This window comes from Actinospineispora spinosispora DSM 44797, from assembly GCF_000429025.1.
Classification (GTDB): Bacteria; Actinomycetota; Actinomycetes; order Mycobacteriales; family Pseudonocardiaceae; genus Pseudonocardia; species Pseudonocardia spinosispora.
Genome location: NZ_AUBB01000024.1, coordinates 103,121 through 127,004 on the forward strand (window position 1 = coordinate 103,121; position 23,884 = coordinate 127,004).

Annotated in this window: 24 protein-coding genes; 20 read left to right on the top strand and 4 right to left on the bottom strand. The window is 69.6% G+C overall.

The annotated features are described in order from the left end of the window. Positions 1–107: 107 nt before the first annotated feature. Positions 108–1,316: an acyl-CoA dehydrogenase family protein gene (locus G406_RS0110430; protein ID WP_028933787.1), complete on the top strand. Its 1,209-nt coding sequence runs from the start codon at positions 108–110 to the stop codon at positions 1,314–1,316. 25 nt (positions 1,317–1,341) lie between these two features. After that, positions 1,342–2,637: a cytochrome P450 gene (locus tag G406_RS0110435; RefSeq protein WP_028933788.1), complete on the top strand. Its 1,296-nt coding sequence runs from the start codon at positions 1,342–1,344 to the stop codon at positions 2,635–2,637. 69 nt (positions 2,638–2,706) lie between these two features. Here the strand turns inward: G406_RS0110435 and G406_RS0110440 are convergent, their stop codons facing one another. After that, the gene (locus G406_RS0110440; RefSeq protein WP_425414579.1) at positions 2,707–3,516 is read right to left on the bottom strand and encodes an IclR family transcriptional regulator domain-containing protein; all 810 of its coding nucleotides are present in this window, start codon (positions 3,514–3,516) and stop codon (positions 2,707–2,709) included. Between the two features lie 135 nt (positions 3,517–3,651). Here G406_RS0110440 and G406_RS0110445 point away from each other — a divergent pair, with 135 nt between their 5' ends. From G406_RS0110445 to G406_RS0110475, 7 genes are all read left to right on the top strand, one after another. After that, on the top strand, positions 3,652–4,215 hold the full coding sequence (locus G406_RS0110445; protein ID WP_028933790.1) for a flavin reductase family protein: 564 nt from the start codon (positions 3,652–3,654) through the stop codon (positions 4,213–4,215). Between the two features lie 37 nt (positions 4,216–4,252). Further along, the gene (locus G406_RS0110450) at positions 4,253–5,812 is read left to right on the top strand and encodes a 4-hydroxyphenylacetate 3-hydroxylase family protein (protein ID WP_028933791.1); all 1,560 of its coding nucleotides are present in this window, start codon (positions 4,253–4,255) and stop codon (positions 5,810–5,812) included. 28 nt (positions 5,813–5,840) lie between these two features. Beyond that, positions 5,841–6,692: a catechol 1,2-dioxygenase gene (catA, locus tag G406_RS0110455; protein ID WP_028933792.1), complete on the top strand. Its 852-nt coding sequence runs from the start codon at positions 5,841–5,843 to the stop codon at positions 6,690–6,692. 70 nt (positions 6,693–6,762) lie between these two features. After that, positions 6,763–7,887 (top strand): muconate/chloromuconate family cycloisomerase, encoded by a 1,125-nt coding sequence (locus G406_RS0110460; protein ID WP_028933793.1) that lies wholly within the window; start codon positions 6,763–6,765, stop codon positions 7,885–7,887. A 4-nt stretch (positions 7,888–7,891) separates the two neighbouring features. Next, on the top strand, positions 7,892–8,167 hold the full coding sequence (gene catC, locus G406_RS0110465; protein WP_028933794.1) for a muconolactone Delta-isomerase: 276 nt from the start codon (positions 7,892–7,894) through the stop codon (positions 8,165–8,167). A gap of 196 nt (positions 8,168–8,363) precedes the next feature. Further along, complete coding sequence (locus G406_RS0110470; protein WP_028933795.1) at positions 8,364–9,044, top strand: 3-oxoacid CoA-transferase subunit A; 681 nt, start codon at positions 8,364–8,366, stop codon at positions 9,042–9,044. Next, on the top strand, positions 9,044–9,694 hold the full coding sequence (locus G406_RS0110475) for a 3-oxoacid CoA-transferase subunit B (protein ID WP_028933796.1): 651 nt from the start codon (positions 9,044–9,046) through the stop codon (positions 9,692–9,694). The genes G406_RS0110470 and G406_RS0110475 overlap by 1 nt, the downstream gene beginning before the upstream one ends. A 7-nt stretch (positions 9,695–9,701) precedes the next feature. On the opposite strand, the gene G406_RS0110480 is transcribed toward G406_RS0110475, so the two are convergent. Further along, a complete protein-coding gene (locus G406_RS0110480) occupies positions 9,702–10,226 on the bottom strand; it encodes a winged helix-turn-helix transcriptional regulator (RefSeq protein WP_028933797.1) in 525 nt (174 codons plus the stop codon). Between the two features lie 104 nt (positions 10,227–10,330). Between G406_RS0110480 and G406_RS0110485 the strand changes: the two genes are divergently transcribed. The 6 genes from G406_RS0110485 to G406_RS0110510 all read left to right on the top strand — a co-directional run bounded on the left by G406_RS0110485 (position 10,331) and on the right by G406_RS0110510 (position 15,963). Beyond that, on the top strand, positions 10,331–10,915 hold the full coding sequence (locus tag G406_RS0110485) for a dihydrofolate reductase family protein (protein WP_245607073.1): 585 nt from the start codon (positions 10,331–10,333) through the stop codon (positions 10,913–10,915). Between the two features lie 283 nt (positions 10,916–11,198). Then, complete coding sequence (locus G406_RS0110490; protein WP_028933799.1) at positions 11,199–11,837, top strand: HD domain-containing protein; 639 nt, start codon at positions 11,199–11,201, stop codon at positions 11,835–11,837. Positions 11,838–11,862: 25 nt separating this feature from the next. Beyond that, complete coding sequence (locus tag G406_RS46005; RefSeq protein WP_169736672.1) at positions 11,863–13,107, top strand: MFS transporter; 1,245 nt, start codon at positions 11,863–11,865, stop codon at positions 13,105–13,107. Further along, positions 13,089–14,012: an NADP-dependent oxidoreductase gene (locus tag G406_RS0110500; protein WP_028933800.1), complete on the top strand. Its 924-nt coding sequence runs from the start codon at positions 13,089–13,091 to the stop codon at positions 14,010–14,012. The genes G406_RS46005 and G406_RS0110500 overlap by 19 nt, the downstream gene beginning before the upstream one ends. A gap of 167 nt (positions 14,013–14,179) precedes the next feature. Next, entirely contained in the window at positions 14,180–15,127 is a 948-nt protein-coding gene (locus G406_RS0110505; protein WP_028933801.1) for an LLM class F420-dependent oxidoreductase, read from the top strand. Further along, positions 15,124–15,963, top strand: a complete 840-nt coding sequence (locus G406_RS0110510) for an SDR family NAD(P)-dependent oxidoreductase (RefSeq protein ID WP_051341914.1) — start codon at positions 15,124–15,126, stop codon at positions 15,961–15,963. Before G406_RS0110505 ends, G406_RS0110510 begins: the two co-directional genes overlap by 4 nt. Before the next feature lie 91 nt (positions 15,964–16,054). On the opposite strand, the gene G406_RS0110515 is transcribed toward G406_RS0110510, so the two are convergent. Next, complete coding sequence (locus G406_RS0110515; protein ID WP_051341915.1) at positions 16,055–17,299, bottom strand: haloalkane dehalogenase; 1,245 nt, start codon at positions 17,297–17,299, stop codon at positions 16,055–16,057. Between the two features lie 158 nt (positions 17,300–17,457). Here G406_RS0110515 and G406_RS0110520 point away from each other — a divergent pair, with 158 nt between their 5' ends. Next, complete coding sequence (locus G406_RS0110520) at positions 17,458–18,450, top strand: GlxA family transcriptional regulator (protein WP_037076006.1); 993 nt, start codon at positions 17,458–17,460, stop codon at positions 18,448–18,450. Between the two features lie 224 nt (positions 18,451–18,674). On the opposite strand, the gene G406_RS53840 is transcribed toward G406_RS0110520, so the two are convergent. Continuing rightward, the gene (locus tag G406_RS53840) at positions 18,675–19,256 is read right to left on the bottom strand and encodes a TetR/AcrR family transcriptional regulator (protein ID WP_028933805.1); all 582 of its coding nucleotides are present in this window, start codon (positions 19,254–19,256) and stop codon (positions 18,675–18,677) included. Between the two features lie 84 nt (positions 19,257–19,340). Here G406_RS53840 and G406_RS0110530 point away from each other — a divergent pair, with 84 nt between their 5' ends. From G406_RS0110530 to G406_RS46020, 4 genes are all read left to right on the top strand, one after another. Then, entirely contained in the window at positions 19,341–20,324 is a 984-nt protein-coding gene (locus G406_RS0110530; protein ID WP_028933806.1) for a DUF7065 domain-containing protein, read from the top strand. 19 nt (positions 20,325–20,343) lie between these two features. Next, the gene (locus tag G406_RS0110535) at positions 20,344–21,405 is read left to right on the top strand and encodes a phosphotransferase (protein WP_028933807.1); all 1,062 of its coding nucleotides are present in this window, start codon (positions 20,344–20,346) and stop codon (positions 21,403–21,405) included. A 150-nt stretch (positions 21,406–21,555) separates the two neighbouring features. Beyond that, positions 21,556–23,097, top strand: a complete 1,542-nt coding sequence (locus G406_RS46015; protein ID WP_051341916.1) for a class I adenylate-forming enzyme family protein — start codon at positions 21,556–21,558, stop codon at positions 23,095–23,097. After that, positions 23,094–23,861 (top strand): enoyl-CoA hydratase/isomerase family protein, encoded by a 768-nt coding sequence (locus G406_RS46020; RefSeq protein WP_037075966.1) that lies wholly within the window; start codon positions 23,094–23,096, stop codon positions 23,859–23,861. The genes G406_RS46015 and G406_RS46020 overlap by 4 nt, the downstream gene beginning before the upstream one ends. Positions 23,862–23,884: the final 23 nt, after the last annotated feature.

Genomic DNA, 23,884 nt, shown 5'->3' on the forward strand with positions numbered 1-23,884 from the left:
CGCGCGGTTCGCATTGTGTACCGCGTGCGTCGCAACGTGGCTGGAGAAATTCCCTCGCCCGCCTAGCGTCTTGCCCCAGGTGAGTGCTGGTCGAGTGGAGGAACGTCATGACCGAGATCCTTGATCGCCCCAACGTGGCCTGGACGGGCGCCGGTGTCGCCGTCGACCCGGAGATGGTTGCGCACGCCACCGCCCTCGTCCCGCTGATCAGGGAGCACGCGCAGCGCTCCTCCGAGGACCGCAGGGTGGTCCCCGAGGTCGTCGACGCAGTTGAGGCGGCAGGGCTGTTCAAGTTGCTCGTGCCCCAGCGGCTCGGCGGCATGGGGGCGAACCTCCGGACGATGATGGAGTGCGTCGCGGAGGTCGCCCGTGGCGACGGCTCGACGGCCTGGGCGGTCGCGCTGCTCAACGTGTGCTCCTGGTTCGCCACGACGTTCTCCGACGAGGCGCAGCGTGACATGTACTCGACGCCCGACGCGAAGGCCTGCGGCATCTTCTCCCCGCCGCTGAAGTCCGAGCGGGTCGACGGGGGTTACCTGGTCAGCGGCCGCTGGGCCTACTCGTCCGGTTCGTTCGCCGCGACCTGGGCGACGCTGGGGATCGCGCTGGACAACGGTGACCCACGCGCGCTGGCCCTCATCCCGTCGAGCGCGTGGACGATCGAGCCGACCTGGTTCGTCGCCGGTATGAAGGGCTCCGGCAGCGACACGATCGTCATCACCGACCACTTCGTGCCCGACCACCGCATCCAGCGGTACCTCGACATGGCCGAGGGCGACTTCAGGACGACACACAAGGCCGACGAGCAGAACTCCAACATGGCGTTCCTCCCGGTCGCGGCGCTCGTGCTGGTCGCCGCGCAGGTCGGGCTGGCCCGGCACGCGATGGAGCGGACGCTGGCGAACCTGCCGAAGAAGAACGTCGCCTACACCTGCTACACCAACGCCCGCAACTCGCCGACCCACCAGGTCGGCGTCGCCGAGGCCGCGACCCGCTTCGACCAGGCCGAGCTGCTCATGCAGCGGGCCTGCGCGGACATCGACGGCGCGGCGGCGCGCGGCGTGCACCTGGACAAGCTCACCCGGGCACGGGTGCGGATGGACACCGGCGTCATCGCCGAGCTGGTCAAGGACGGCCTGGACCGGCTGATGTCGGCGAACGGCGCATCGTCCTTCGCCGACGCGAACGTGCTGAGCCGGATCTGGCGTGACGCCGAGATCGCCGGCCGGCACGCGCTGGTCATGCCGGACCTGGGCAAGGAGGCGTACGGACAGCTGCTCCTCGGCGCCGACGAGCCGTTCAGCCTCGACGTCTGAGCCCCAGCCACCGAAGGAGCAGGCCATGACGACCTCCGCATCGAGATGCCCCGTCACCGACGTCGCGGACGATTTCGACCCGTTCGACGAGCCGTACCTGGACGATCCGTACGCGTTCTGGAAGATCGCCCGCGAGCAGGCACCGGTCTTCCACAGCCCTCGGCTCGGCTACTGGGTCGTCAGCCGTTTCGACGACGTCCGCGAGGTCTTCCAGGACACCGACACGTTCTCCGCGTCCATCTCCATCACCCCGCTCAGACAACTGTGCCCCGCCGCGGTCGACGAGCTGGTCAAAGCGGAGATGGCGATGGGACCGAGCCTGGTCAACGAGGACCCGCCGATCCACACCAGACGCCGTCAGCACGTCCGCAACGCGCTGGTGGCCCCCCGGCGGATCGAGGCGGTGCGGCCCCGGATCCGGGAGCTGGCCAACCGCTACATCGACGGGTTCGTCCGGCGCGGGCACGCCGATCTCGTCGCCGACTTCGCCTGGGAGATCCCGGCGCTGGTGGCATTCGCGGTCATGGGCGTTCCCGACGAGGACGTCGAACGCGCGAAGGAGTTCTCCGGCCGGCTCGCGCTGTTCACCTGGGGCTACCCGTCGGACGAGGAACAGACGCAGCTGGCCGCCGGGATGGGCCAGTACTGGACGTACGCGAAGGAACACGTCCAGCGGCGCCTGCGCGAGCAGACCGACGACTACATCAGCGAGCTGATCAGGTCCTGGCGCGCCGAGGGCAACGAGGAACTGTTCGACGAGGACTACCTGGTCACGACGATGATGAACTTCCTGTTCGCCGGGCACGAGACGACCACCAACGCCACCGCGAACGGCATGCGGGCGCTGCTGGAGAATCGTGACCAATGGGACGCGCTGTGCGCGGATCCGTCCCTGGCGCCGGGCGCGGTCGAGGAGATCCTGCGCTACAGCTCCTCGGTCATCGCCTGGCGTCGTGAGGTCGTCCGCGACGCCGTCATCGGGGGCGTCGCCATCCCGGCGGGTTCGAAGGTGCTGGCGGTCACCGGCTCGGCGAACCACGACGAGTCGGTCTTCCCGTCGCCGGAGACGTTCGACATCACGCGGCGCAACGCCAGGAAGCACTTCGCGTTCGGCAACGGCCGCCACCTGTGCCTGGGCGCGCCGCTGGCCAGGCTGGAGATGCAGATCTTCCTGGAGGAGCTGGGCCGCAGGCTGCCGCACATGAGGCTGGTCGAGGACCAGACCTTCACCTACTCACCGAACACCTCGTTCAGGGGCCCCGACCACCTCCTGGTGCACTGGGACCCGCACGCCAACCCCCAGCACGCCGATCGCCCCTGATCAGAACCCGTGAGTGGCGAGTGGTCCCCTGGGACCACTCGCCACTCACGGGTTGTGACCTGCGCTGTGTCAGAAGAAGCCGTCGCGGGCGTGGGGCTGTGTGCGTTGGGTGTAGCCCAGCTCCTGGGACAGGGCGGCGGCGGTCTCCAGCAGCGTCGGGACGGTCTCGGTCTGGAGTCGCTCGGGCGCGAGCCGCCCGGCCGAGGTCGAGGACGCGAGGGCCGCGACCACGGCGCCGGTGCGGTCGCGGACCGGCGCGGAGACGGAGATGAGGCCTTCCTCCAGCTCGCCGTCGACGAGCGACCAGCCCTGTTCGCGGACCGTCGCCAGCGCGGTGCGCAGCTGCGCCGGATCGGTCAGGGTGCGCGCGGTGTGCGGCCGCAGCGGCGCCTCCTCCAGGAAGCGGGTGATCCGCTCGGGACCCGACCAGGCCAGCAGCACCCGGCCCATGGACGTCGCGTGCGCCGAGACCCGGGTACCGACGGCGACGTTGATGCTCATGATGCGGCGGACCGGGACGCGCGCCACGTACACGACCTCGTTGTGGTCCAGCTCCGCCAGCGAGGCGGACTCGCTGGTCCGTTCGGCCAGGCGCAGAAGGTGTGGGTGCGCGAGCTCGATCCGGGCGTTCGTCGCAGTGTAGTGCTGCCCGATGGTGAGCACCCGAGGGGTCAGTGACCAGCGGGTTCCCTCGTTGGCGACGTAGCCGAGGCGCTGCAGGGTGAGCAGCAGCCGACGTACGGCGGGGCGGGAGAAACCGGTCGCCGTGGCGAGCTCGGCGAGCGTCGGGTTGGTCAGGTCCTCGTCGAAGGCGAGCAGCACCGCGAAGCCGCGTTCGAGGCTCTGGACGTAGTCCCGGTCGGTGCCAGCCGTGCTCATGGTTTCCATCTTTGCCTATTCGGTCTTGAACCGGCCCTTGACCGCCAGGGGTGGCGTGGGGCACTCTTCATCGCATCGAACGCAAAGCGTGCAGAACGTACGCATAGCGTACAGCCTCGGAGAAGGAGGCGCGACATGGCGGTCGCACCCAAGGAACTACGGGCTGCCTTCGGTCGGTTCGCCACCGGTGTCACGGTGGTGACCTGCCGAAACAATGACGGCGAACCGCACGGTGCCACGGTCAACGCGTTCACCGCCGTGTCACTGGAGCCGGCGCTGTGCCAGGTCACGCTGACCCGGCAGTCGAAGGCGTGCGGCTATCTGGACGGCTCGCCGTTCGCGGTCAACGTGATGGGCGCCGGCCAGACGGACACCGCATGGCATTTCGCCGGGCGCCCCTGCGCTCCCGGCCCGGAGTGGGCCGACGGGCCCACCGCGCCGGTGCTGGTCGGGTCGGCCGCCGTCTACTCCTGCCGGCCGTGGCGCACCTACGACGGAGGCGACCACCTCATCGTCGTCGGCGAGGTCGAGCACATCGACGTCACCGACCACGACCCGCTGCTGTTCTTCGCCGGCGCGTTCCGGGCGATCGGTCCGAAGGAGACCGGCACCCACTGGAGCGGCTCGCTCGACTGCCCGGAGGCCGGCTGGTTCGACGCCTCCACCAGGTTCACGCCACTGCGCCCGCACGCCGCCTGAGCTTCCCCATTCCCCAGCAAGACGAAGGGCTACCCGGATGACCATCCAGCAGGACCGACCCGCCCCCACGGCCACCGCGCCGATGACCGGCGACGAGTACATCTCCTCCATCCAGGACGGCCGGGAGGTGTGGGTCTACGGCGAGCGGGTGAAGGACGTGACGACCCACCCCGCGTTCCGCAACCCGGTCCGGATGACCGCGCGGCTCTACGACGCGCTGCACGCCCCGGACACCCGCGACAAGCTGACCGTCCCGACCGACACCGGCAACGGCGGCGTCACCCACCCGTTCTTCCGCAGCCCGCACTCGGTCGACGACCTGCTCGCCGACCGTCGGGCGATCGAGACCTGGGCGCGGATGTCCTACGGCTGGATGGGACGCAGCCCCGACTACAAGGCCAGCTTCCTCGGCACGCTCGGCGCGAACTCGGAGTTCTACGCGCCGTTCGAGGACAACGCGAAGCGCTGGTACAAGGAGTCGCAGGAGAAGGTCCTGTACTGGAACCACGCGATCATCAACCCGCCGGTGGACCGCAACCTGCCGCCGGACGAGGTCGGCGACGTGTTCATGAAGGTGGAGAAGGAGACCGACGCCGGCCTGATCGTCTCCGGCGCGAAGGTCGTCGCCACCGGCTCGGCGATCACCAACTACAACTTCATCGCGCACTACGGGCTCCCGATCAAGAAGAAGGAGTTCGCGCTCATCTGCACCGTCCCGATGGGCGTGCCCGGGGTGAAGCTGATCTGCCGCACCTCCTACACCCAGCAGGCCGCGGTCATGGGCAGCCCGTTCGACTACCCGCTGTCCTCGCGGATGGACGAGAACGACACGGTCTTCGTGTTCGACAAGGTCCTGGTGCCGTGGGAGAACGTCTTCCTCTACGGCGACATCGAGAAGATCAACGGGTTCTTCCCGGTCTCCGGATTCATCCCGCGCTTCACCTTCCACGGCTGCATCCGGCTCGCCACCAAAATCGACTTCATCGCCGGGCTGCTGCTCAAGGCACTGGAGATCACCGGCAGCAAGGACTTCCGAGGGGTGCAGACCCGCGTCGGTGAGGTCGTCGGCTGGCGCAACACCTTCTACGCGCTCGCCGACGCGATGGCCCGCAACCCCGACGAATGGACGAACGGGGCATTGCTGCCGAAGCTCGACTACGGGCTGACCTACCGGATGCTGATGATCCAGGCGTACCCCCGGATCAAGGAGATCATCGAGTCCGACGTCGCCAGCGGCCTGATCTACCTGAACTCCCACTCGATCGACTTCAAGACCCCCGAGGTCCGTCCCTACCTCGACAAGTACCTGCGGGGCTCGAACGGCTACGAGGCCGTGGACCGGGTGAAGGTCATGAAGGCGCTGTGGGACGCGGTCGGTTCCGAGTTCGGCGGCCGCCACGAGCTCTACGAGCGCAACTACTCGGGCAACCACGAGAACGTCAAGGCCGAGCTGCTGTTCGCGGCCGAGGCGCAGGGCACCACCGCGGCGATGAAGGGCCTCGCCGAGGCGTGCCTCAACGAGTACGACCTGGACGGCTGGACCGTCCCTGACCTCATCGGGAACGACGACGTGTCGTTCCTGGCCAACCGGCACTGACGCAGTCGAGGACAAGGGAGTTCACGACATGACCACCACACATCCGTTACCCACCGCGGCAGGCTCCGGCGCGAACGCCTCCGAGGCGTTCCGGGCCAGTGCCGGGCGCGTCGGCGCGGCCGGCACCGACACCGAACGCGTCAGCCTGCTGGTCAGCTCGACCCTCGAAGCGGTCCACGCGGTGATCCGCGAGCACGAGGTCACCTACCCGGAGTTCCAGGCCGCGAAGGCGTGGCTGATGGCGCTCGGCGAGGGAGGGGAGTGGCCGCTGTTCCTCGACGTGTTCGTCGAGCACGAGGTGGAGCAGGTCGCGGAGAAGGCTCAGCGCGGCACCGCCGGAACCATCCAGGGCCCCTACTACCTGCCGGACCAGGTGCGGCTGCCGGCGGTGGCGACACTGCCGATGCGCACCGACGAGAAGGGTGACCGCCTGGTCTTCAGCGGGCAGGTCACCGACCTGGACGGTGCCCCGCTGGCCGGCGCGGAGGTCGACTTCTGGCAGGCCGACGCCGACGGCTACTACTCCGGCTTCGCGCCGCACCTGCCAGACGGCAACCTGCGCGGGGTGATCACCGCCGACGACGAGGGCCGGTTCGCGATCACCACGATCCTGCCCGCGCCGTACCAGATTCCGACCGACGGCCCGACCGGAGCCATGATCGCCGCCGCCGGCTGGCACCCCTGGCGCCCCGCGCACCTGCACCTGATGGTGCGTGCCGACGGTCACCGTCAGATCACCACCCAGCTCTACTTCAGCGGCGGGGAATGGCTCGAGTCCGACGTCGCTCGGGCGACCAAGGACGAGCTGGTCCTGTCCCCGGAGAAGCGGGACGACGGTACCCATCGGGTGGCGTACGACTTCGTGCTCGAGCCCGCCTGACACCATGGCCCGGCCCGACCAAATGATCTTGGTCGGGCCGGGCCCACCTACCTGTTCCGAGAGGACCTCCGTGAGCGACGACCTGCGGATCGACCGAGTCGAGACCGTGCTGCTCGACATCCCGCTACGCCGCCCGCACCGCTTCGCGCGCGCGAGCATGGACGCGCAGCCGGTGCTGTACGTGTTCGTCCGCACCGCCGGCGGGCTCACCGGTGTCGGTGAGGGCGTGGTGCCCGGCGGGCCGTGGTGGGGCGGGGAGTCCGTCGAGACCATGCAGCTGGTCGTCGAGCGCTTCATCGCGCCGATCCTGCTGGGCCGCCGCGTCGACGACATCCACGCCATCGTGCGTGACGTCACCGACGTCGTCGCCGCGAACCTCTACGCCAAGGCCGCCGTCGAGGTCGCGCTGCACGATGCGTGGGCGCGTGGCCTCGGGGTGCCGGTGCACACCCTGCTCGGCGGACTCGCCCGCACGTCGATCCCGGTGACCTGGGCGTTGGGCACCGAGCCGGCACCGGTGGTGATCGAGGAGGCGCTCGGCAAGCTGGACGCGGGACTGCACCGTTCGTTCAAGCTCAAGATGGGCGCGCAGGAACCGGCCGACGACGTGGCCCGCATCTGCGCGGTCGCGGAGAAGCTGGCCGGCGTCGCCGGCGTGCGCGTCGACATCAACGCACGCTGGGACCGCCTCACCGCGCTGACCCACCTGCCGAAGCTCGCCCAGGCCGGTGTGGAGATGATCGAACAGCCGGTGCACGGTTCGGAGATCGACGCGCTTGCCGAGATCAACGCCGCACTGCCCGTCCCGGTCATGGCCGACGAGGCGCTGCGCACCCCGTCCGACGCGATCCGCATCGCCGACCGCCGCGCCGCGGACATCTTCGCGGTCAAGACGACCAAGTGCGGCGGGTTGCGGGCCAGCATGGAGATCGCCGCGATCGGCGCGGCCGCCGGCATCCCGTCCCACGGCGCCACGTCGATCGAGTCACCGGTCGGCACGGCGGCGTCGCTGCAGTTCGCGTGCGCCGCGCCGGGTGTCACGTGGGGCAGCGAGCTGTTCGGGCCGCTGCTGATGGCGGAGGAGATGCTCGTCGAACCGCTGCGCTACGCCGACGGCGAGCTGCACCTGCCCGACGGTCCCGGCCTCGGGATCGAGCTGGACCCCGACAAGCTGCGCGCCTTCCGGAGGGACTGAACCCATGCTCTTCCACGTCACCATGGACGTCGACATCCCGGCCGACCTCGACGCGGGCGTCCGCGCGGACACCGTCGCGCGGGAGAAGGCCTACTCGCAGGACCTGCAGCGACAGGGCAAGTGGCGCCACATCTGGCGGGTCGTCGGGCAGTACTCCAACGTCAGCGTCTTCGACGTCGACTCCACCGACGAGCTGCACGACATCCTGTGGAACCTGCCACTGTTCCCGTACATGTCGGTGAAGGTCACGCCGCTCTGCCCGCACCCGTCCGCGATCTGACAGACACTGACGATATGGAGATTGCGATGACGGCCGCGGACCGCGCGCCAGAATGTCCCGACTCGCGCGGCACTATCCAGCGACTCGCGCCGCGGAATGTCCCGACTCGCGGAGGCATGCGCACCTACCTCGGCGAGTCGCTGGATTCTGCCGCGCGAGTCGCGGGATCGTGCCGCGCGAGTCGGGAGTCGAGCCGATGATCGCCGTCGAGATGGAGGCGGATGTAGCGGTCGGTGAGATCGGCGACGGGGCGACCGTCTTGATCGGTGGCTTCGGCACCGCCGGTCAGCCCGTCGAGCTGATCGACGCGCTGCGCCGCTCCGGTGCCCGGGACCTGACGGTGGTCAACAACAACGCCGGCAACGGTGAGGAGGGTCTCGCGGCCCTGCTTGCCGCCGGGCAGGTTCGGAAGATCATCTGCTCGTTCCCCCGGCAGCGGGACTCCTATGTGTTCGACGAGCTGTACCGGTCGGGCCGCATCGAGCTGGAGGTCGTTCCGCAGGGCAACCTGGCTGAGCGGATGCGCGCGGCCGGCGCCGGGATCGGGGCGTTCTTCTGCCCCACCGCGGTCGGCACCTCGCTGGGCGAGGGTAAGGAGACCCGCGCGATCGACGGTCGCGAGTACGTCCTGGAGTACCCGATCCGCGGTGACGTCGCGTTGATCAAGGCGCATGTCGCGGACACCATGGGCAACCTGGTGTACCGCAGGACCGCGCGGAACTTCGGCCCGGTCATGGCCACCGCGGCCGCGACCACGATCGTGCAGGTCGACCGCGTCGTCGAGGCCGGTGAGCTGGACCCCGAAGCGGTGGTGACGCCCGGCATCTACGTCGACCGCATCGTCGTGACCTCGGCGAAGAACGAGGAGGCTGCCTGATGACCCGCGAGCACACCGACCGGGGCCCGTTGAGCCGCGACGAGATCGCCGCCGCTGTCGCCGCCGACATTCCACGTGGCTCCTACGTCAATCTGGGCATCGGGCAGCCGACACTGGTCGCCGACTTCCTGCCCGGCGACAGCGGGGTGGTCCTGCACACCGAGAACGGGATGCTCGGGATGGGCCCGGCCGCGCACGGCGACGCGATCGACCCGGACCTGATCAACGCCGGGAAGATCCCGGTGACCGAGTCGCTCGGAGCGTCGTACTTCCACCAGGCCGACTCGTTCGCCATGATGCGCGGCGGTCACCTCGACGTGTGTGTGCTGGGCGCGTTCCAGGTCGCCGCGAACGGTGACCTGGCCAACTGGCACACCGGTGAGCCCGATGCGATCCCGGCGGTGGGCGGCGCGATGGATCTGGCCATCGGTGCCAAGCAGGTGTTCGTCATGATGTCGCTGTTCGCCAAGGACGGGTCGTCCAAGATCGTCCCCACCTGCAGCTATCCACTGACCGGTCGCGGCTGCGTCAACCGCGTCTACACCGACCACGGCGTCTTCCTCCTCGGCGACGGTGTCGTCCGGGTCCGCGAGACCTACGGGCTGTCCCTGACCGAGCTGCGCGCCCGAATCGACGTCGACCTCCGATGAGCCTCGGCTAGCCCCGTTCCTGGTTCGGGTCGAGGGCGAGTGCCTCGGCGTGCGCGGCTGCCAGACGCTCGCCGACGGTCGGCCCGGTTCGCGGTGGGACGGGTGTGCCGAGGTGCTCGGCACGCAGCTCGGCCATGAAGTCGTCCCACAGGCCGGGCCCGCCGTCGGCGAGCACCTCGGCCCGCACCCGCAGCGCCGGCGTCGTGGGGCGATGGCGCGCACCCCACTGCCCGAGCACGGCCATGACCGGGACGAGCTGGATGGCGGCTTCGGTGAGGCTGTACTCGGCGCGCCTGCCCCGGCCCGCGTCCGCCCGGGTGAGCAGGCCTTCGGCGACCAGGCGACGGAGCCGGTCGGCAAGGATGTTCGAGGCGATGCCCTCCTCGGAGTGCTCCTGCAGGACGCGGAAGTACCGTCGGTTGCCGAACATGACGTCGCGCAGGACCAGCAGCGACCAGCGGTCGCCGATCACCTCCACCGCGGCGTTGATCGCGCAGCCCGAGCGCGGTTGGTCCGATCTCCCCGTCACCATGCCGTGTATAGCACTTGCGGTTTGCCACCACCTGCTACCGTCTGCCCAACCGCTTGCAAGTCACAATCACTCAGGGGTTGGCGATGCCGGACACCACCTGTCACATGTCCATCTCGCTGGACGGCTTCGTCGCCGGACCGGACCAGAGCCGGGACAACCCCCTGGGCAAGCGGGGACTGGAGCTGCACAGCTGGCACATCGGCGACCCGAGGGCCACCGACGCCGACAGGGCCGCGAACGACTGGCTCATGCGTCCCCGAGGCGCATACGTGATGGGCCGCAACATGTACGGCCCGATCCGAGGGGACTGGGACGAGGACTGGTCGGGCTGGTGGGGCGCCGAACCGCCGTACCACGCGCCGGTGTTCGTGCTGACCCACCACAGCCACGACCCGATCCAGATGGACGGCGGGACGACCTTCCACTTCATCACCGACGGCTTCGACGCGGCCTACGCCGCGGCGCGCGAGGCCGCCGGGGACAACGGTATCGACATCGCCGGTGGGGCCTCGACCGTCCGGCAGGCGCTGAACGCCGGGGTGGTCGACGAGCTCACCCTCGACATCGCGCCCGTCCTGCTCGGTTCCGGCGAGCGCATGTTCGACGGCGTCGAGTCCTTCGGCTTCGAGCCCGTCGAGGCGCTCCACTCGCCGCTGGCCACCCACATCCGCTACCGCAAGGTCAGCTGATTCGGTAACGAAACGGCGCCTCGATCTGAACCAGGCGTCGGGAGGCGCTGACCACGAACTCCGCACTCGGTCGGCAACGCCGGTGAGGTAGCCCCGCTGCCCCGGCCACAGCTTTCTCGGCTTCGGCGACCTGTCCTTCGTACCCACCCGGCGCACGGTGCCGCCGCGCTCCCGGCGTCCGGATTTGAGGGATTCCTGGCCGGATGAAGGCGGCGGAGAATGGGGGCGGGTCGGCAGCATGGAACTCACATTCCAGTAGCTGTTGCCCGAAAGCGAAGAGGCCATGTCTGAGGTCATCGCGGGGGTGGAGGTTCCGGATACCGAGGCGGTCGCCGAGGCGACCCGTCTCGTCCGGGACACGACCAGCCCGCTCATCTACCACCATTCGCGCCGCGTCTTCTTCTTCAGTGAGATGCACGCCCACCGGCTCGGGGTGACACCGGATCCGGAGCTGCTCTACCTCACCGCCATGTTCCACGACACCGGTCTGGTGACGCCGTTCTCCGAGGTGGAGCAGCGGTTCGAGGTCGACGGCGCCGACCACGCGCGGCGGTTCCTGCTCGACCGCGGCTTCTCCCCGGCCGCCGCCGACACCGTGTGGACGGCGATCGCGCTGCACACGACGCCGGGAATCCCCGGCCGGATGGGCCCGGAGATCGCCACCACCCACCTCGGTGTGCTGACCGAGATTCTCGGTTTCGGGCTGGACGACCTGAACACCGATCAGATCGCCGCGATCGTCGCGGCCCACCCACGTGGCGATTTCAAGAACGAATTCCTGCTGGCCTATTTCGAAGGGCAGAAGAACCGTCCGGAAACCACCAACGGAACGGTGAACTCCGACGTTCTCGAGCATTTCCTCCCCGACCTGCGGCGTACGACGACCGTCGAGCGCATCGTCGGCTCGGCCTGGCCGAGCTGACCCGACGACCATGAAGGACACCGTGATGAACGGGGGGCGGCTCGGGCGGGGCGCCTCGTTCGCCCTGCTCGTCGTCGCCACCGTGCTGATGATGGCGGCCTCCAGCGTCCCGTCGCCGTTCTATCCGCTGTACCTGCAGCGCTGGGGCCTCTCGGTGACGACCCTGACGGTGGTCTTCGCGGTGTACGTCGCGGGACTGCTCGTCGCGCTGCTGACCGTCGGGTCGTTGAGCGACCACATCGGCCGCCGACCGGTGCTGGCCGCGTCACTCCTGGTGGCGGCCGGTGGTACGGCGGTCTTCTTGGCGGCCGACGGGGTCGCCGCGCTCGTGGTTGCGCGGATCGTGCAGGGCGTCGCAGCGGGAACGGCCACCGGTGCTCTCGCCGCCGGGCTGGTCGAGCTCGCCCCGGCGCGGCGTCCTCGGCGTGGCCCGACGATGACCGCGGTGGGTACGAGCTTCGGCCTGGCCGTCGGCGGTGGTGTGGCGGGGTTGCTCGTCCAGGTGAGCGAGCGTCCCGACCGCTACGTCTTCGCCGTGCTCACGCTCGCGTTCGTGGTGCTCGCGGCGCTCGTTCTCGCGCTCCCGGAGACGAGCACCGGATGCACCGGAGCGCTGGCCTCGCTGCGCCCGCGAGTCCGTGTCCCTGTCCGGACGCGGGCCGAGTTCGTCGCCGCCGTCCCGGCGATCGTGGCGGGGTGGTCGGTCACCGGGCTGTTCCTCGCCCTGGCGCCGTCGCTGGTGAGCGATGTCCTGCACGTGCACTTCGGTGCCGCGGGCAGTCTCGGCATCGCGGTGCTGTTCCTCGCCAACAGCGCGGGCGGACTGTGGTCGGCGCGATACGCGGCGCCCACCGCCACCCTGCTGGGCTCGGTCGCGTTGACGGTGGGCGCGGCAGGCCTGGCGGGCGCACTGGCCACGGCCTCCGCGCCCGTCTTCCTCGGCGGAGCCGTGGTCTCCGGGCTGGGCGTCGGCCTGACCTTCAACGGGACGCTGCGCGGTATCAGCGAGGCCACCGAGGCGCCGTCACGGTCGGAGGTGTTCTCCGCCGCGTACGTCGTCAGCTACGCGGCGCTGAGCCTTCCGTCCCTCGCGGCGGGCCGGGCCGTGCCGGTCTGGGGGCTCGCGACCACCGGCTACCTGTACATCGCGGGTGTCGCGGCGCTGTCCGTGGGCGCCGCCGTCCACACGGCCCACCGTCACGCGGCACCGCTGCCCGCTCCCCGAGCACACGCCATCGAGAAAGGAACCACATGCACGCCATCACCGTGACCGACCGCGACGCCGGTCTGGACGGGCTCACCCTGACCGAGATGCCCTACCCGTACGCCTCGGAGAACGACGTCATCGTGCGGGTCCACACCGCGGGCTTCACCCCGGGGGAACTGGACTGGCCGGGCACCTGGACCGACCGGGCCGACCGGGACCGCACCCCCAGCATTCCCGGGCACGAGCTGGCCGGAGTCGTCGTCGAGCTGGGCTACGGGACCACCGGCCTCACCGTGGGCCAGCGGGTGTTCGGGACGGTCGACTGGACCCGCAACGGGACCCTGGCCGAGTACACCGCGGTCGAGGCGCGCAACCTCGCCCCGCTGCCCGCCGACATCGACGACACCGTGGCGGCTGCGCTGCCCATCTCCGGGCTGACCGCGTGGCAGGCCCTGTTCGACCACGGCGGGCTCACGGCGGGCCAGACCGTTCTGATCCACGGCGCCGCCGGTGGTGTCGGGTCGCTCGCCGTGCAGCTCGCCCGCGAGGTGGGCGCGCACGTGATCGCCACCGGCCGTGCCGACGACCGCGACCTCGCGCTGGACCTCGGCGCGCACGCGTTCCTCGACCTGGGTGCCGACGAGCTGGAGAGCGTCGGCGAGGTGGACCTGGTCCTCGACGTCGTGGGCGGGGACATCCTGGAGCGGTCCACCGCGCTGGTCCGCCCCGGCGGGACCCTCGTGACGATCGCCGAGCCTCCCTCGACGCAGCCCGCGCACGGGATTGCCAAGTTCTTCGTGGTCGAAGCCGACCGCGCCCGGCTCGCGGACCTCGCCCAGCGGGTCCGCGACGGACGTCTCAGGCCCCTCGTCGGCGCCGTGCGCCCGCTCACCGAGGCGGCCGCCGCCTACGGCCGCGACCGGCGGACCCCCGGCAAGACCATCATCCAGGTGACGAAGGACCAGTAGGGCACGGTCCGCAGCCAGCCCGGCCCCGGACCCAGCTCGACTTCGCAGAGCTTCACGTCGCGTCGCGGACACTGCAGCGTCTGCGACACAACACGACGCTCTGCGAGGTGGCACGGACCAGGGTCGCGCTCCGCGTCCCGCACACTCATGACCACCGGAGGATTCACGTGAAACTCGGACTTCGTCTGCCCCAGAGATTGGGGGTGGACCTGCGCCACGACGTCGCCGAAGCGGCCAGAACAGCCGAAGCGGCCGGCTACACCAGCGTCTGGACCTATGAGAGGTTGCTCTTCCCGGACACCCCGGTCGAGTCCTACGCCGCCCTGTCGGACCTGCCGTGGCCGGAAGGTTCACGGCAGGCTGCCGACCCGCTGGCGCTCCTCACGGTCGCCGCGATGGTGACCGAGACGGTGCGGCTGGGCACGTCCGTCCTGGTCGCGCCGCTCCACGGGCCGGTCCAGCTGGCGAAGGCGCTGGCCACGGTCGACCAGATCAGCGGCGGCCGCATGATCGCGGGCATGAGCACCGGCTGGTCCACCGACGAGCTGCGGGCCACCGGCGCCACCCGCGCGGACCGCGGACGGTTCCTCGACGAGACCCTCGACGTCTTCGACGCCGTGTGGGGGCCGGACCCGGTGAGCTTCCGGGGACCTCGCGTCGTCATCGAGAAGGCGTCGGTGCTGCCCAAGCCCGCGTCGAGAATCCCGGTGATGCTGGGCGGCGGCGGTGGGCCCTCGGTCGTCCGGCGCATCGCCCGCCGCGCCGACGGCTGGCTCCCGCTGCTCACCACACCCGGGCCCGCCGGGGCGGCGGAGCTGCGCGCGGACTGGGACCGGATCCGGGACATGGCGTCCGGGTACGGCCGGGACGCGAGCAGCATGGAGATGGTCGTGGTGGGCAACGTGACCTTCACCGACCGCCCGGCCGGACCTGACCGGACCGCGTTCGTCGGCACGCTCGACCAGATCCTGGAAGACATCCACACGGCCGAGGAGGCCGGTGCGGACGAGCTCATCGTGGACCTGAACCTGCACGATTGGTTCACCAGCACCCGGCAGATGCTGGAGACCGCTGTGGAGATCCGCGAACGCACGACACTTCGGGAGCAGACGTGACCTCGACCGAGACATCCATCGACCTGACCGGCCGGTCCGGGGTGATCACCGGAGCGGGTAGCGGGATCGGCCGCGCGCTGGCCGAGGAGTTCGGCGCGCGCGGCGCCCACCTGCTGCTGGTGGGACGCCGGGAACAGGCGTTGCGGGAGACCGCCTCCGCCGTGGTGCGGGCGGGCGGCACGGCGGAGGTGCTGGCCGTCGACATCACCGCCGAGGGTTCCGTGGAGAAGGTGGCCGACGTCGCGCGCACGGTGCTGGGCAGGGTCGACCTGCTGGTCAACAACGCCGGCAACGTGCGCGCCGGTCGCCTGGAGGACTGCGATCCGACGGACGTACTGGCGATGGTGAGCCTGAACCTGACCGCGCCGATCCTGCTCACCCGCGCACTGCTGCCCGACCTGCGCGCGGCCGCCGAACCGCCGCGCCGCAGCATCGTGCTGGACATCGCGAGCGGTATCGCGCTGGTCCCGCTGCCGTTCTACACGACCTACGCGGCGACGAAGACGGGACTGGCCGCGTTCGGCCACGCGCTGCGCCGGGAGCTGCACGGCACCGGTGTGCACGTCGCCAGCGGCTACCTCGGGGCCATGGCCACCGCGATGATGGACAGCTCGACCGCGGGCGAGGACCTCGGTTTCGGCCGCCGCTCGGTGCAGGACGTGGTGACCGACCTGGTCGACGCACTCGGCCGGGGCGAGCACGAGATCAACACCAGCCTGCCGAGCCGCCGGGCGATGCAGCGGCTGCACGCCACCGACCCGCTCGCGGTGGACGCCGACCTGGCCCCCCGCCTGACCGCTTTCGAGTCAGCCGTACGAGACCACCGCAGCATCTAACCCGCCGGACATTCCCTCCGAGTGGCACGAATGTGGCTTTAGGGACGTTCAACGTCCCTAAAGCCACATTCGTGCCATTGCGGGCGGGCGCCTAGGGGAGTGTGGGCAGCCAGGTGGTGAGGGCCTTGCCGATTCCGTGCGGGTCGTCCTCCGGGGTCCAGTGCAGCCCGTTGATCTCGATCCGGGTGAGGTTGCGGTACCGCGCGATGCTGTCCCGCCGCCGTCCGCCGATGTGGTCGATCCCGCCCGGGACCGCCGCGAGGTGCAGCGTCGGAACGGAGCCGGCGGCCAGCCACTCCGCCTGGGCCTCCAACGCCTCGCGGGTGGCGGTCCGGTCGTCGCCGAACGGGACCTCCCGGGGCCAGTCGTAGGTGGGCCTGCGTCCCTCGCCGGGCTCGGCGTACGGGCGGACGATCTCGGTCCACTCCTCGGCGGCCAGCATCCGGGTCATGGACTCGGTGGAGGCGTTGACGAAGTAGTTGTCGTCCAGGATCGCGGCTTCGGCGTCGGGGCCGCGCAGGAAGCGGAACTGCTCGTGCATCTCCCGAGGCCAGTCGTCCCACTCGAAGGGGGGCAGCAGCGCCTCGGTGAACGCGACGCCGGCCACCCGACGCGCGTTGCGGCGGGCCCACTCGATGGCGACGTTCGCGCCCCAGTCGTGCCCGACCAGCACGGTGTCGTCGCCGAGGTCGAGCTGGTCCATGAACGCGCTGAAGTACTCGACGTGCGTCCCGAAGCGGTAGGTGCCCGGCCCTGACCCGGGGAGCTTGTCCGAGTCACCGGCGCCGATGAGGTCGACCGCGACGGCCCGCCCGTGCGGGCCCAGGTGCGGGATGACGTTGCGCCACAGGAACGAGGACATGACGTCACCGTGCACGAGCACGATCGGGCGCCCCCGGCCTTCATCGACGTACGCCATACGACGGCCCAGCGCGGTCACCTGGTGCTTGCGGTACGGCGAGACGGGTGAGATCGGTGGCCCCTGCCCGGTCGCGGGCGCGAGCGCGGCGTTGCGCAGCAGCGCGCCGACCGGGGACAACGCGGCGCCGCTGACGTTGACCTGCTCGAAGTAGTCGTACCATCCGGACGCGGCGATCGCGGCCTCGAATTCCCGTTGCAGCTCCGCGTTCGGCACCCGGTAGGCCGAGAAGAAGTCGTAGGGTGCGCGGCGATCGGTCGCCGGGTCGTTGACCCCGAACCCGAGGATCTCCAGCCCTCGCTCCCGGAGGGAGGCCAGCGCCGCCGGAAGCGCGGTCACGAAGGCACGGCGCTGCTCGAACGGTAGCTCGGTCCATTCGTCGCGGTAGTTGTAGAGCTCGACGAAGAGCTGTTGCATCGATCCTCATTCCGTCAGCGATCTTCTCCGTCGATCGTGCAGTGAGACCCGTGTGGCCGCACTGACCAGTCATTGTCAGTTCCGGACAGGGCGACGATGTCCGTTTCCGACAAGACCTGGTCCTTGAAGACATCACCGCCGTGGGGAAGGGTGACCTGGTGACGGCCGTTCCCTCGCACCTCGTCCTCGTCCCTCTCTTCGAAGGCGTCGACGCGCTCGACGTGACCGGCCCCGCCGAGGTCTTCACCATGGCGAACCTGCTGCTCGCACCTGAGCAGGCTCGGTACGAGGTGCGGACGGTCGGCGTCCGCCCGGGTGCGGTGCGCGCGTTCTCCGGGATCCGCCTGCTGCCCGACACGACCGTCGACGAGGTCCACGAGCGGCCGGACACGCTGCTCGTCCCGGGACGCATGGACATCGTCGACGGGTACCCGCGCCCGTTCGTCGACCAGGACGTCGTGGCGTGGCTGCGCCTCGTGGGCGGTCGTGCCGGGCGCATCGCCGCGGTGTGCGCCGGCAGCCACCTGGCGGCCGAGGCCGGTCTCCTGGACGGGCACCGCGCCACGACCCACTGGGCCACCGTGGAGCAGCTCGCGGCGGCGCACCCGACCGTCGAGGTCGAGTCCGACCCGATCTTCGTCCGATCCGGGCGGGTGTGGACCAGCGCGGGCATCACGGCATCCATGGACCTCGCGCTCGCGCTCGTCGCCGAGGACCACGGCGACCCGCAGGCGCTGCGCATCGCCCAGCTGATGGTGATGTACCTGCAGCGCCCCGGCGGGCAGAGCCAGTTCAGCGCGCCACTGGCCTTCGCGCCGAGCAGCCGGGCGGACATGGCCGACCTACGGCGATGGATCGTCGAGCACCTCGACGCCGACCTGTCGGTCACCGCACTCGCCGGTCGCCTCGCGGTCAGCCCACGCCACCTCGCGCGACTGTTCCGCGCCGAGACCGGGACCACCCCCGGCGACTATGTCGAGGCACTGCGGGTGGAGCACGCCAGGAGACTGCTGGAGAGAACCTCACTCAGCTCCAGGGCCGTGGCGGGCGCGAGCGGCCTCGGCTCGGTCGAAACGCTGCACCGGGTCTTCCAGTCGCGCCTCGGAACCACCCCGGGGGAGTACCGAAAGCGTTTCACCACGGCCCGGTGACCGGGCCACGAAGGCCGCATCGAGCATCAGCGCTGATCGGAGATGGTGCCCTCGGCAGGATTCGAAACAGATGAGGACGGGTGCGACCTGCGGCGATTCGCGCGGACGGTTACTCATCGAGCGTTCCCTGCCGTTGGAGCACAGGGTTTCCGGACCTGCTCGGTGAGACCGATTACTTGTCCTGATGTCTCGCCCGTTGTCGATCTCGGGTTGAGGAGCGCGTCTCACGATGCTGCACCCGGATCGAGGCTCAGATCGTGGCGTAGGCCGGTGATCAGGTACCGCATCCCCCGCTCGAACGATGCGGCTGATCCACCTCGCCCGCGTCGTGTCTCGACCATGGCGTCGCCGAGTAGGTAGTTGAACACCACGCTGATCCCGTCGATGGCCTCCGCCTCCGCGCACCCGGTCGACCGCAAGATGTCGAGCAGCTGCTCCCGGACCTGTACGAGCGACGGGCCGGCGAACTCCCGGGTCACCAGCAGCTCGGCGATGCCCGGTCGTTTCAGCAGGGCCGCGTGGATGTCCCGCATCCGGTGCAGCAGGGCCTCGTGCCAGCTGGATGCGACGCCGCCGGAGCTCTGGGACTCCGCGAGCGTGCGCGCGACGAGTGCTTCGAGCAGCTCGTGCTTGGAGGGGAAGTAGCCGTACAGGGTCATGTGGCTGACGCCCAGCTCCGAGCTCACCCGGCGGAAGGTGACCGCGGTCAGACCCTCGGTGTCCAGGAGCTCCAGCGCGGCGTTGACCACCCGCTCGGCGTCCAGCAGTTGTGGTCGCCCACGGGGAGTCTCGGCGGCTGCGCTCATGATGGGGAAACCTTACCTCGAATTCTTTGACAGCGTAAATTTTACGGTGTAAAGATTGTCACCTCCCCGTAGAGAGGTTCATCGATGACTGGCGAGCTGACCCGTGAGATCGTCGCCGAGGACGATTCGTGGAAGCATCACCCTCGGCCTGATGACCCGTTCTGGAACGAGTCCGGCCTGTTCGGGTTCATGGTCCCCGAACGCAAGATCGACGGATACTTCTACGTCTGGCACCGGCCGAACATGAACCTGACCTCCGCCGGCGTCGCGCTGTGGGACGACAAGGGCACCGAGACCCACAACTGCCTCTACTCGGAATGGTTCCACTTCAACCCGATGTCCCCGGACGCCGACCTGTTCGACTTCGAGCTGGGCAACAACATGCGATGCACGCTCGTCGAGCCTCTCAAGCGGTACGAGCTGGGGTTCATCAGTGACGAGATGACGCTCGACCTGCAATGGACCGCCGCCTACCACCCGCCGAACCTGCACTACACCGCCGAGCACGGTTTCGACATCTACGGTGGGGTGCACTACGAGCTGCTCGGTTCGGTCACCGGCACGATCACTCTGCACGGCGAGACCATCCCGGTGGACTGCCACCACTTCCACGACCACTCTCGCGGCCCACGCCCCGGGCCGGCCCGCAACGTGCCCGGCGGCGGCTTCGACTTCGGCTGGGCCTCGGAGAACACCTCGTTCGCGGTCACGTCCGCCCGGCCCGACTCGAAGGCCCCGGTCACCGCGAAATCCGTCGACCAGATCAGCTACGGCCACTTCACCAAGGACGGGGTCCTAGGGCAGGTCACCGGCGGCACCCGGGAGGTCATCGAGCGTGAGCCGGACGGCCGGCCGCGGCGGGTGGTGCTGCACCTGGAGGACGAGCACGGGCGGACCCTGGACGCGCAGTCGCAGGTCCAGAACTGCCTGAAGTGGCACAGTCTCTGGCACATGCAGTGGTGTCTGGCCAGCTGGACCATCGAGGGCGAATCGGGTTGGGGCGAGAACCAGGACTGGTTCGACATCGAGGTCATCCGGGCACACCAGCGGCGAGCGCTCGGTGCCTGAGTGCGTGGAGGGGCAAGCCGTGTCGATAGTGGCGGACGTCCGGCAGCTCAGTCCGGAGTGGTTCACCTCGGCCCTCGGTCGCGGGCGCGTTCTCGGGGTCGACGTCGAGCCGATGAACATCGGCGCGATGTGCCAGATGGTCCGCGCGGACCTGAAGTGGGAGTCGGGGGCTTCTGGACCCGGCTCGGTCGTGGTGAAGTTCCCGACGACCGAGACGAGCACGTTGGGCCTGGCCCGGGCCATGGGGATGTACGGGCTCGAGGTCGGGTTCTACCGCGATCTGCTGCCCCGCCTGGGTCCGGTCAGCGTCCCGACCTGCTACGCCGCCGAGTTCGACTCGGAGACCAGCCTGTTCACCCTGGTGTTGGAAGACCTCGGCGGACGCGCCCGTCCCGGCGACGTCCTCACCGAGAGCACTCCCGAGGAGTGCGCTCTTGTGCTGACCGAGCTGGCTCGCCTCCAAGCCGCGTCCTGGAATGATCCGGCGCTGCTGGAACTGCCATGGCTCGCCGGCCGTCAACGGACCTACGAACTCTTCGACGCGATGCCCCGGGGCCTCGAACCGTTCGTGAAGCGGTTCGGACATGCCCTCGAAGCCCGACAGATCGAGCTTTTCGAGGAAGTCATTCCCCAAGCCGGCAGCTGGGTCCGGTCCTGGAGCTCACCGTTCGTTCTGCAGCACGGTGATCTTCGCACCGACAACATCCTCTTCGGCAGCGAGGACAAGGCGCCGCCGGCCACATTCGTCGACTTCCAGACCGTCCGCCTGGGGCCGCCCGGCATCGATGTCGCCTATTTCCTCGGTTCGTCGCTCTCCACTGCCACGCGTCGCTCGGTCGAGCGAGAACTCGTCCTCGGCTACCACACCCAACTGACTGCCGCCGGTATCGAGGGCTTCGATTTCGAGCACTGCTGGGCGGCCTATCGAGAAGGCGCGATGTACGCCGTGTACCTCTTCTGCGGGTTGTCGAGCCAGGTCGCCTCCTCGCCACGAGTCGACCAGGTGATCGCCGATCAGACACGGCGCTACGCCGATATGGCCCTCGACCTCGATGCGCCTCGAATCGCGGGCCTCGCCTGAGACGGAGGCTTGGTCCAGAACACCTCAGGTATCCCGGCTGACGCCCCTGAATCGCTCTGCGTTACATAGTACAAAAAACGACAGATGTTCTGTAGTTTGACCTCAGGCGTGGGTGCGAGGAGATCGCATGGAGTTGGAGGATGACGCGGCGTGAACCTGGCGGAGACCTGTGAGTTCTGGGCGCGGTGGCAGCCGGAGGCGGTGGCGATGTCTCAGTCGGGCCGTCACCGGACCTGGTCGGAGCTGGAAGAACGGACCCGCCGCATTGCGGTCGGTCTGCGCGGGAAGGGGGTGACCGCCGGAGATCGGGTGGGCATCCTCGGCGCGAACGCCCTGTCCTGGTGCGAGCTGGCCATCGGCATCCTGCGTGCGGGGGCCGTTGTCGTGCCGCTCAACGTTCGGGCCACGACCTCGGAGCTCGCCTACATGGTCGACGCGGTCTCGTTGTCGGCGATAGCGCACGACGCGACACTGGTGGACAGGTACGAGCCGTTGGCGGCCGAACGCCCGAACACTCTTCGGATCGCGCTGGACGACCGCGCTCCCTCGGACATCACCCTCTCGGCGCTCGCCGCGCAGGGCCATGACCTGGACCCGACGATCGTCGCGGGGATCGCGGGTTCCGACCCGGCCGTGGTCGCGTTCACCTCCGGCACCACCGGCTATCCCAAGGGCGCCGTCCTCACCCACGACAACGTGTTCGCCACGGCGAACAACTACACCCGGACCGAGGGCTGGGACTCCGGGACGGCGATGCTCTGCTGCGTCCCGCTGGCCTTCACCGGTGGAGTCATCAACAACTTCCTGATCACCTTCGTCGTGGGCGGAACGCTCCTGCTGGAGGAGTTCGACCCGGTGACGGCGCTGAACCTGATCGTGAGCTGGCCGGTCAACGCGATGACCGGCGTGCCGATCATGTACGAGGGAATCGCGTCGGCGCCGGGATTCGACTCGGCCGACCTCTCCTCGCTGGGTACGGCCATCACCGGTGGTGCCCTGGTACCGGCCCCGTTGCTCCGGCGGTACGAGGCCAAGGGCGTGTATATCCGCCAGGCCTACTCGCTGACCGAAGCCACCGCGAGCACGACCGTGCTGCCCCGCTCGCACTTCCTCTCCAAGCGGGACGCCGCCGGTCTGCCCGCCCCGCACACCCGGGTCAGGATCGTGGACGGCGGTCGCCGGGAGGTACCGGTCGGTGAGGTCGGGGAGATCGCGGTCAGCGGGCCGCAGGTGTGCGCCGGCTACTGGGGCGACCCGGAGGCGTCCTCGGCGGCGGTGGCCGACGGCTGGCTCTACACCGGAGACATGGGCACGGTCGATGCGGACGGGTTCCTCCGCGTCGTCGACCGCAAGAAAGACATGATCATTTCTGGTGGGCTGAACGTCTACCCCGCCGAGATCGAGCGGGTGGTGGGCGAGTTCCCCGGTGTCGGCGAGGTCGCCGCGGTCGGCACCGACCACGAACGATGGGGCGAGACGGTGGCAGTCGTGATCGGCGGCCCTGGCGTCGCCGATGTGGACCTGGCGAAACTGCACGAGCACTGCCGCACGCACCTGGCCGACTACAAGCTGCCCCGCTACATCGTTCGCTCGACCGAGGCGCTGCCGCGCAGCATGTCGGGCAAGGTCCTACGCCGGGTTCTGCGGGACGGGCTGGACACCTCGGTCGCCCACCGGACTCCCGCGCGATGAGCCTGGTCGCCTACCGGGAGCTCGACGGCGGGGTCGGCCTGATCGAGATCCGGCGGCCAGAGGTTCACAACGCGCTGAACCGTGTGGCGCAGCAGGAGTTCGACGAGTGCTTGGCGGCGGCCAACGCCAACGCCTCCATCGGCGCCGTAGTGCTGGCCGGGGCCGGCGGTAAGGCGCTGTCGGCGGGTTGGGACATCGAGGAGATGCGGTCGCTGTCGCGCGACGACAACGTCGCGCTGCTCCTGGAGCGGGAGGAGTGGCTGTGGCGCTGGTACACGAGTCCGACACCCACGGTCGCCGCGATGCAGGGTCTCGCCTACGGGGTCGGTGCGCTGCTGGCCGCGTGTGCCGACCTGCGGGTGGGCGGCCCCGGCACTCGGTTCAAGGTCACCGGGATGACCTACGGCTACGCCAACCTGACCTGGGTGCTGCCCGACCTGATCGGCGAGTCGCAAGCCAAGCAGGTACTACTCGCCGGGGGCGCTGTCGACGGCACGCGGGCCGACGAGCTCGGGCTGTTGGCGGAACTCGTCGCTGATGAGCGGGTGCGCGACACCGCCGTCGCGCTGGCCGCCCGTGTCGCGGCGCTCCCGCCGGGCGGGGTCCGCGCCGCGAAGTCACTGATTCGTGACGGCGCGGGCCGGGACGTCCGCGGCCGCTACGACGCGGAGAACCTGCTCGCACGGCAGGCGCTGAGTCTCCGGTCCGCCGATGATGTGTTCGCCGGCTTCACCGAACGAAAGAGAGCCTCCGATGAGCATTGACGTGTAGGCCCGGCGCCCGTTCT

Bases quoted from the DNA above. Each gene is read 5' to 3' on its own strand.
- G406_RS0110530 (WP_028933806.1), top strand. From the start codon at position 19,341: ATGACTGGCGAGCTGACCCGTGAGATCGTCGCCGAGGACGATTCGTGG.
- G406_RS0110430 (WP_028933787.1), top strand. From the start codon at position 108: ATGACCGAGATCCTTGATCGCCCCAACGTGGCCTGGACGGGCGCCGGT.
- G406_RS0110445 (WP_028933790.1), top strand. From the start codon at position 3,652: ATGGCGGTCGCACCCAAGGAACTACGGGCTGCCTTCGGTCGGTTCGCC.
- G406_RS0110500 (WP_028933800.1), top strand. From the start codon at position 13,089: ATGCACGCCATCACCGTGACCGACCGCGACGCCGGTCTGGACGGGCTC.
- G406_RS0110435 (WP_028933788.1), top strand. From the start codon at position 1,342: ATGACGACCTCCGCATCGAGATGCCCCGTCACCGACGTCGCGGACGAT.
- G406_RS0110485 (WP_245607073.1), top strand. From the start codon at position 10,331: ATGTCCATCTCGCTGGACGGCTTCGTCGCCGGACCGGACCAGAGCCGG.
- G406_RS0110440 (WP_425414579.1), bottom strand. From the start codon at position 3,516: ATGAGCACGGCTGGCACCGACCGGGACTACGTCCAGAGCCTCGAACGC.
- G406_RS0110480 (WP_028933797.1), bottom strand. From the start codon at position 10,226: ATGGTGACGGGGAGATCGGACCAACCGCGCTCGGGCTGCGCGATCAAC.
- G406_RS0110515 (WP_051341915.1), bottom strand. From the start codon at position 17,299: ATGCAACAGCTCTTCGTCGAGCTCTACAACTACCGCGACGAATGGACC.
- catA (WP_028933792.1), top strand. From the start codon at position 5,841: ATGACCACCACACATCCGTTACCCACCGCGGCAGGCTCCGGCGCGAAC.
- G406_RS0110450 (WP_028933791.1), top strand. From the start codon at position 4,253: ATGACCATCCAGCAGGACCGACCCGCCCCCACGGCCACCGCGCCGATG.
- G406_RS0110470 (WP_028933795.1), top strand. From the start codon at position 8,364: ATGATCGCCGTCGAGATGGAGGCGGATGTAGCGGTCGGTGAGATCGGC.
- G406_RS46020 (WP_037075966.1), top strand. From the start codon at position 23,094: ATGAGCCTGGTCGCCTACCGGGAGCTCGACGGCGGGGTCGGCCTGATC.
- G406_RS53840 (WP_028933805.1), bottom strand. From the start codon at position 19,256: ATGAGCGCAGCCGCCGAGACTCCCCGTGGGCGACCACAACTGCTGGAC.
- G406_RS0110490 (WP_028933799.1), top strand. From the start codon at position 11,199: ATGTCTGAGGTCATCGCGGGGGTGGAGGTTCCGGATACCGAGGCGGTC.
- G406_RS46005 (WP_169736672.1), top strand. From the start codon at position 11,863: ATGAACGGGGGGCGGCTCGGGCGGGGCGCCTCGTTCGCCCTGCTCGTC.
- G406_RS0110475 (WP_028933796.1), top strand. From the start codon at position 9,044: ATGACCCGCGAGCACACCGACCGGGGCCCGTTGAGCCGCGACGAGATC.
- catC (WP_028933794.1), top strand. From the start codon at position 7,892: ATGCTCTTCCACGTCACCATGGACGTCGACATCCCGGCCGACCTCGAC.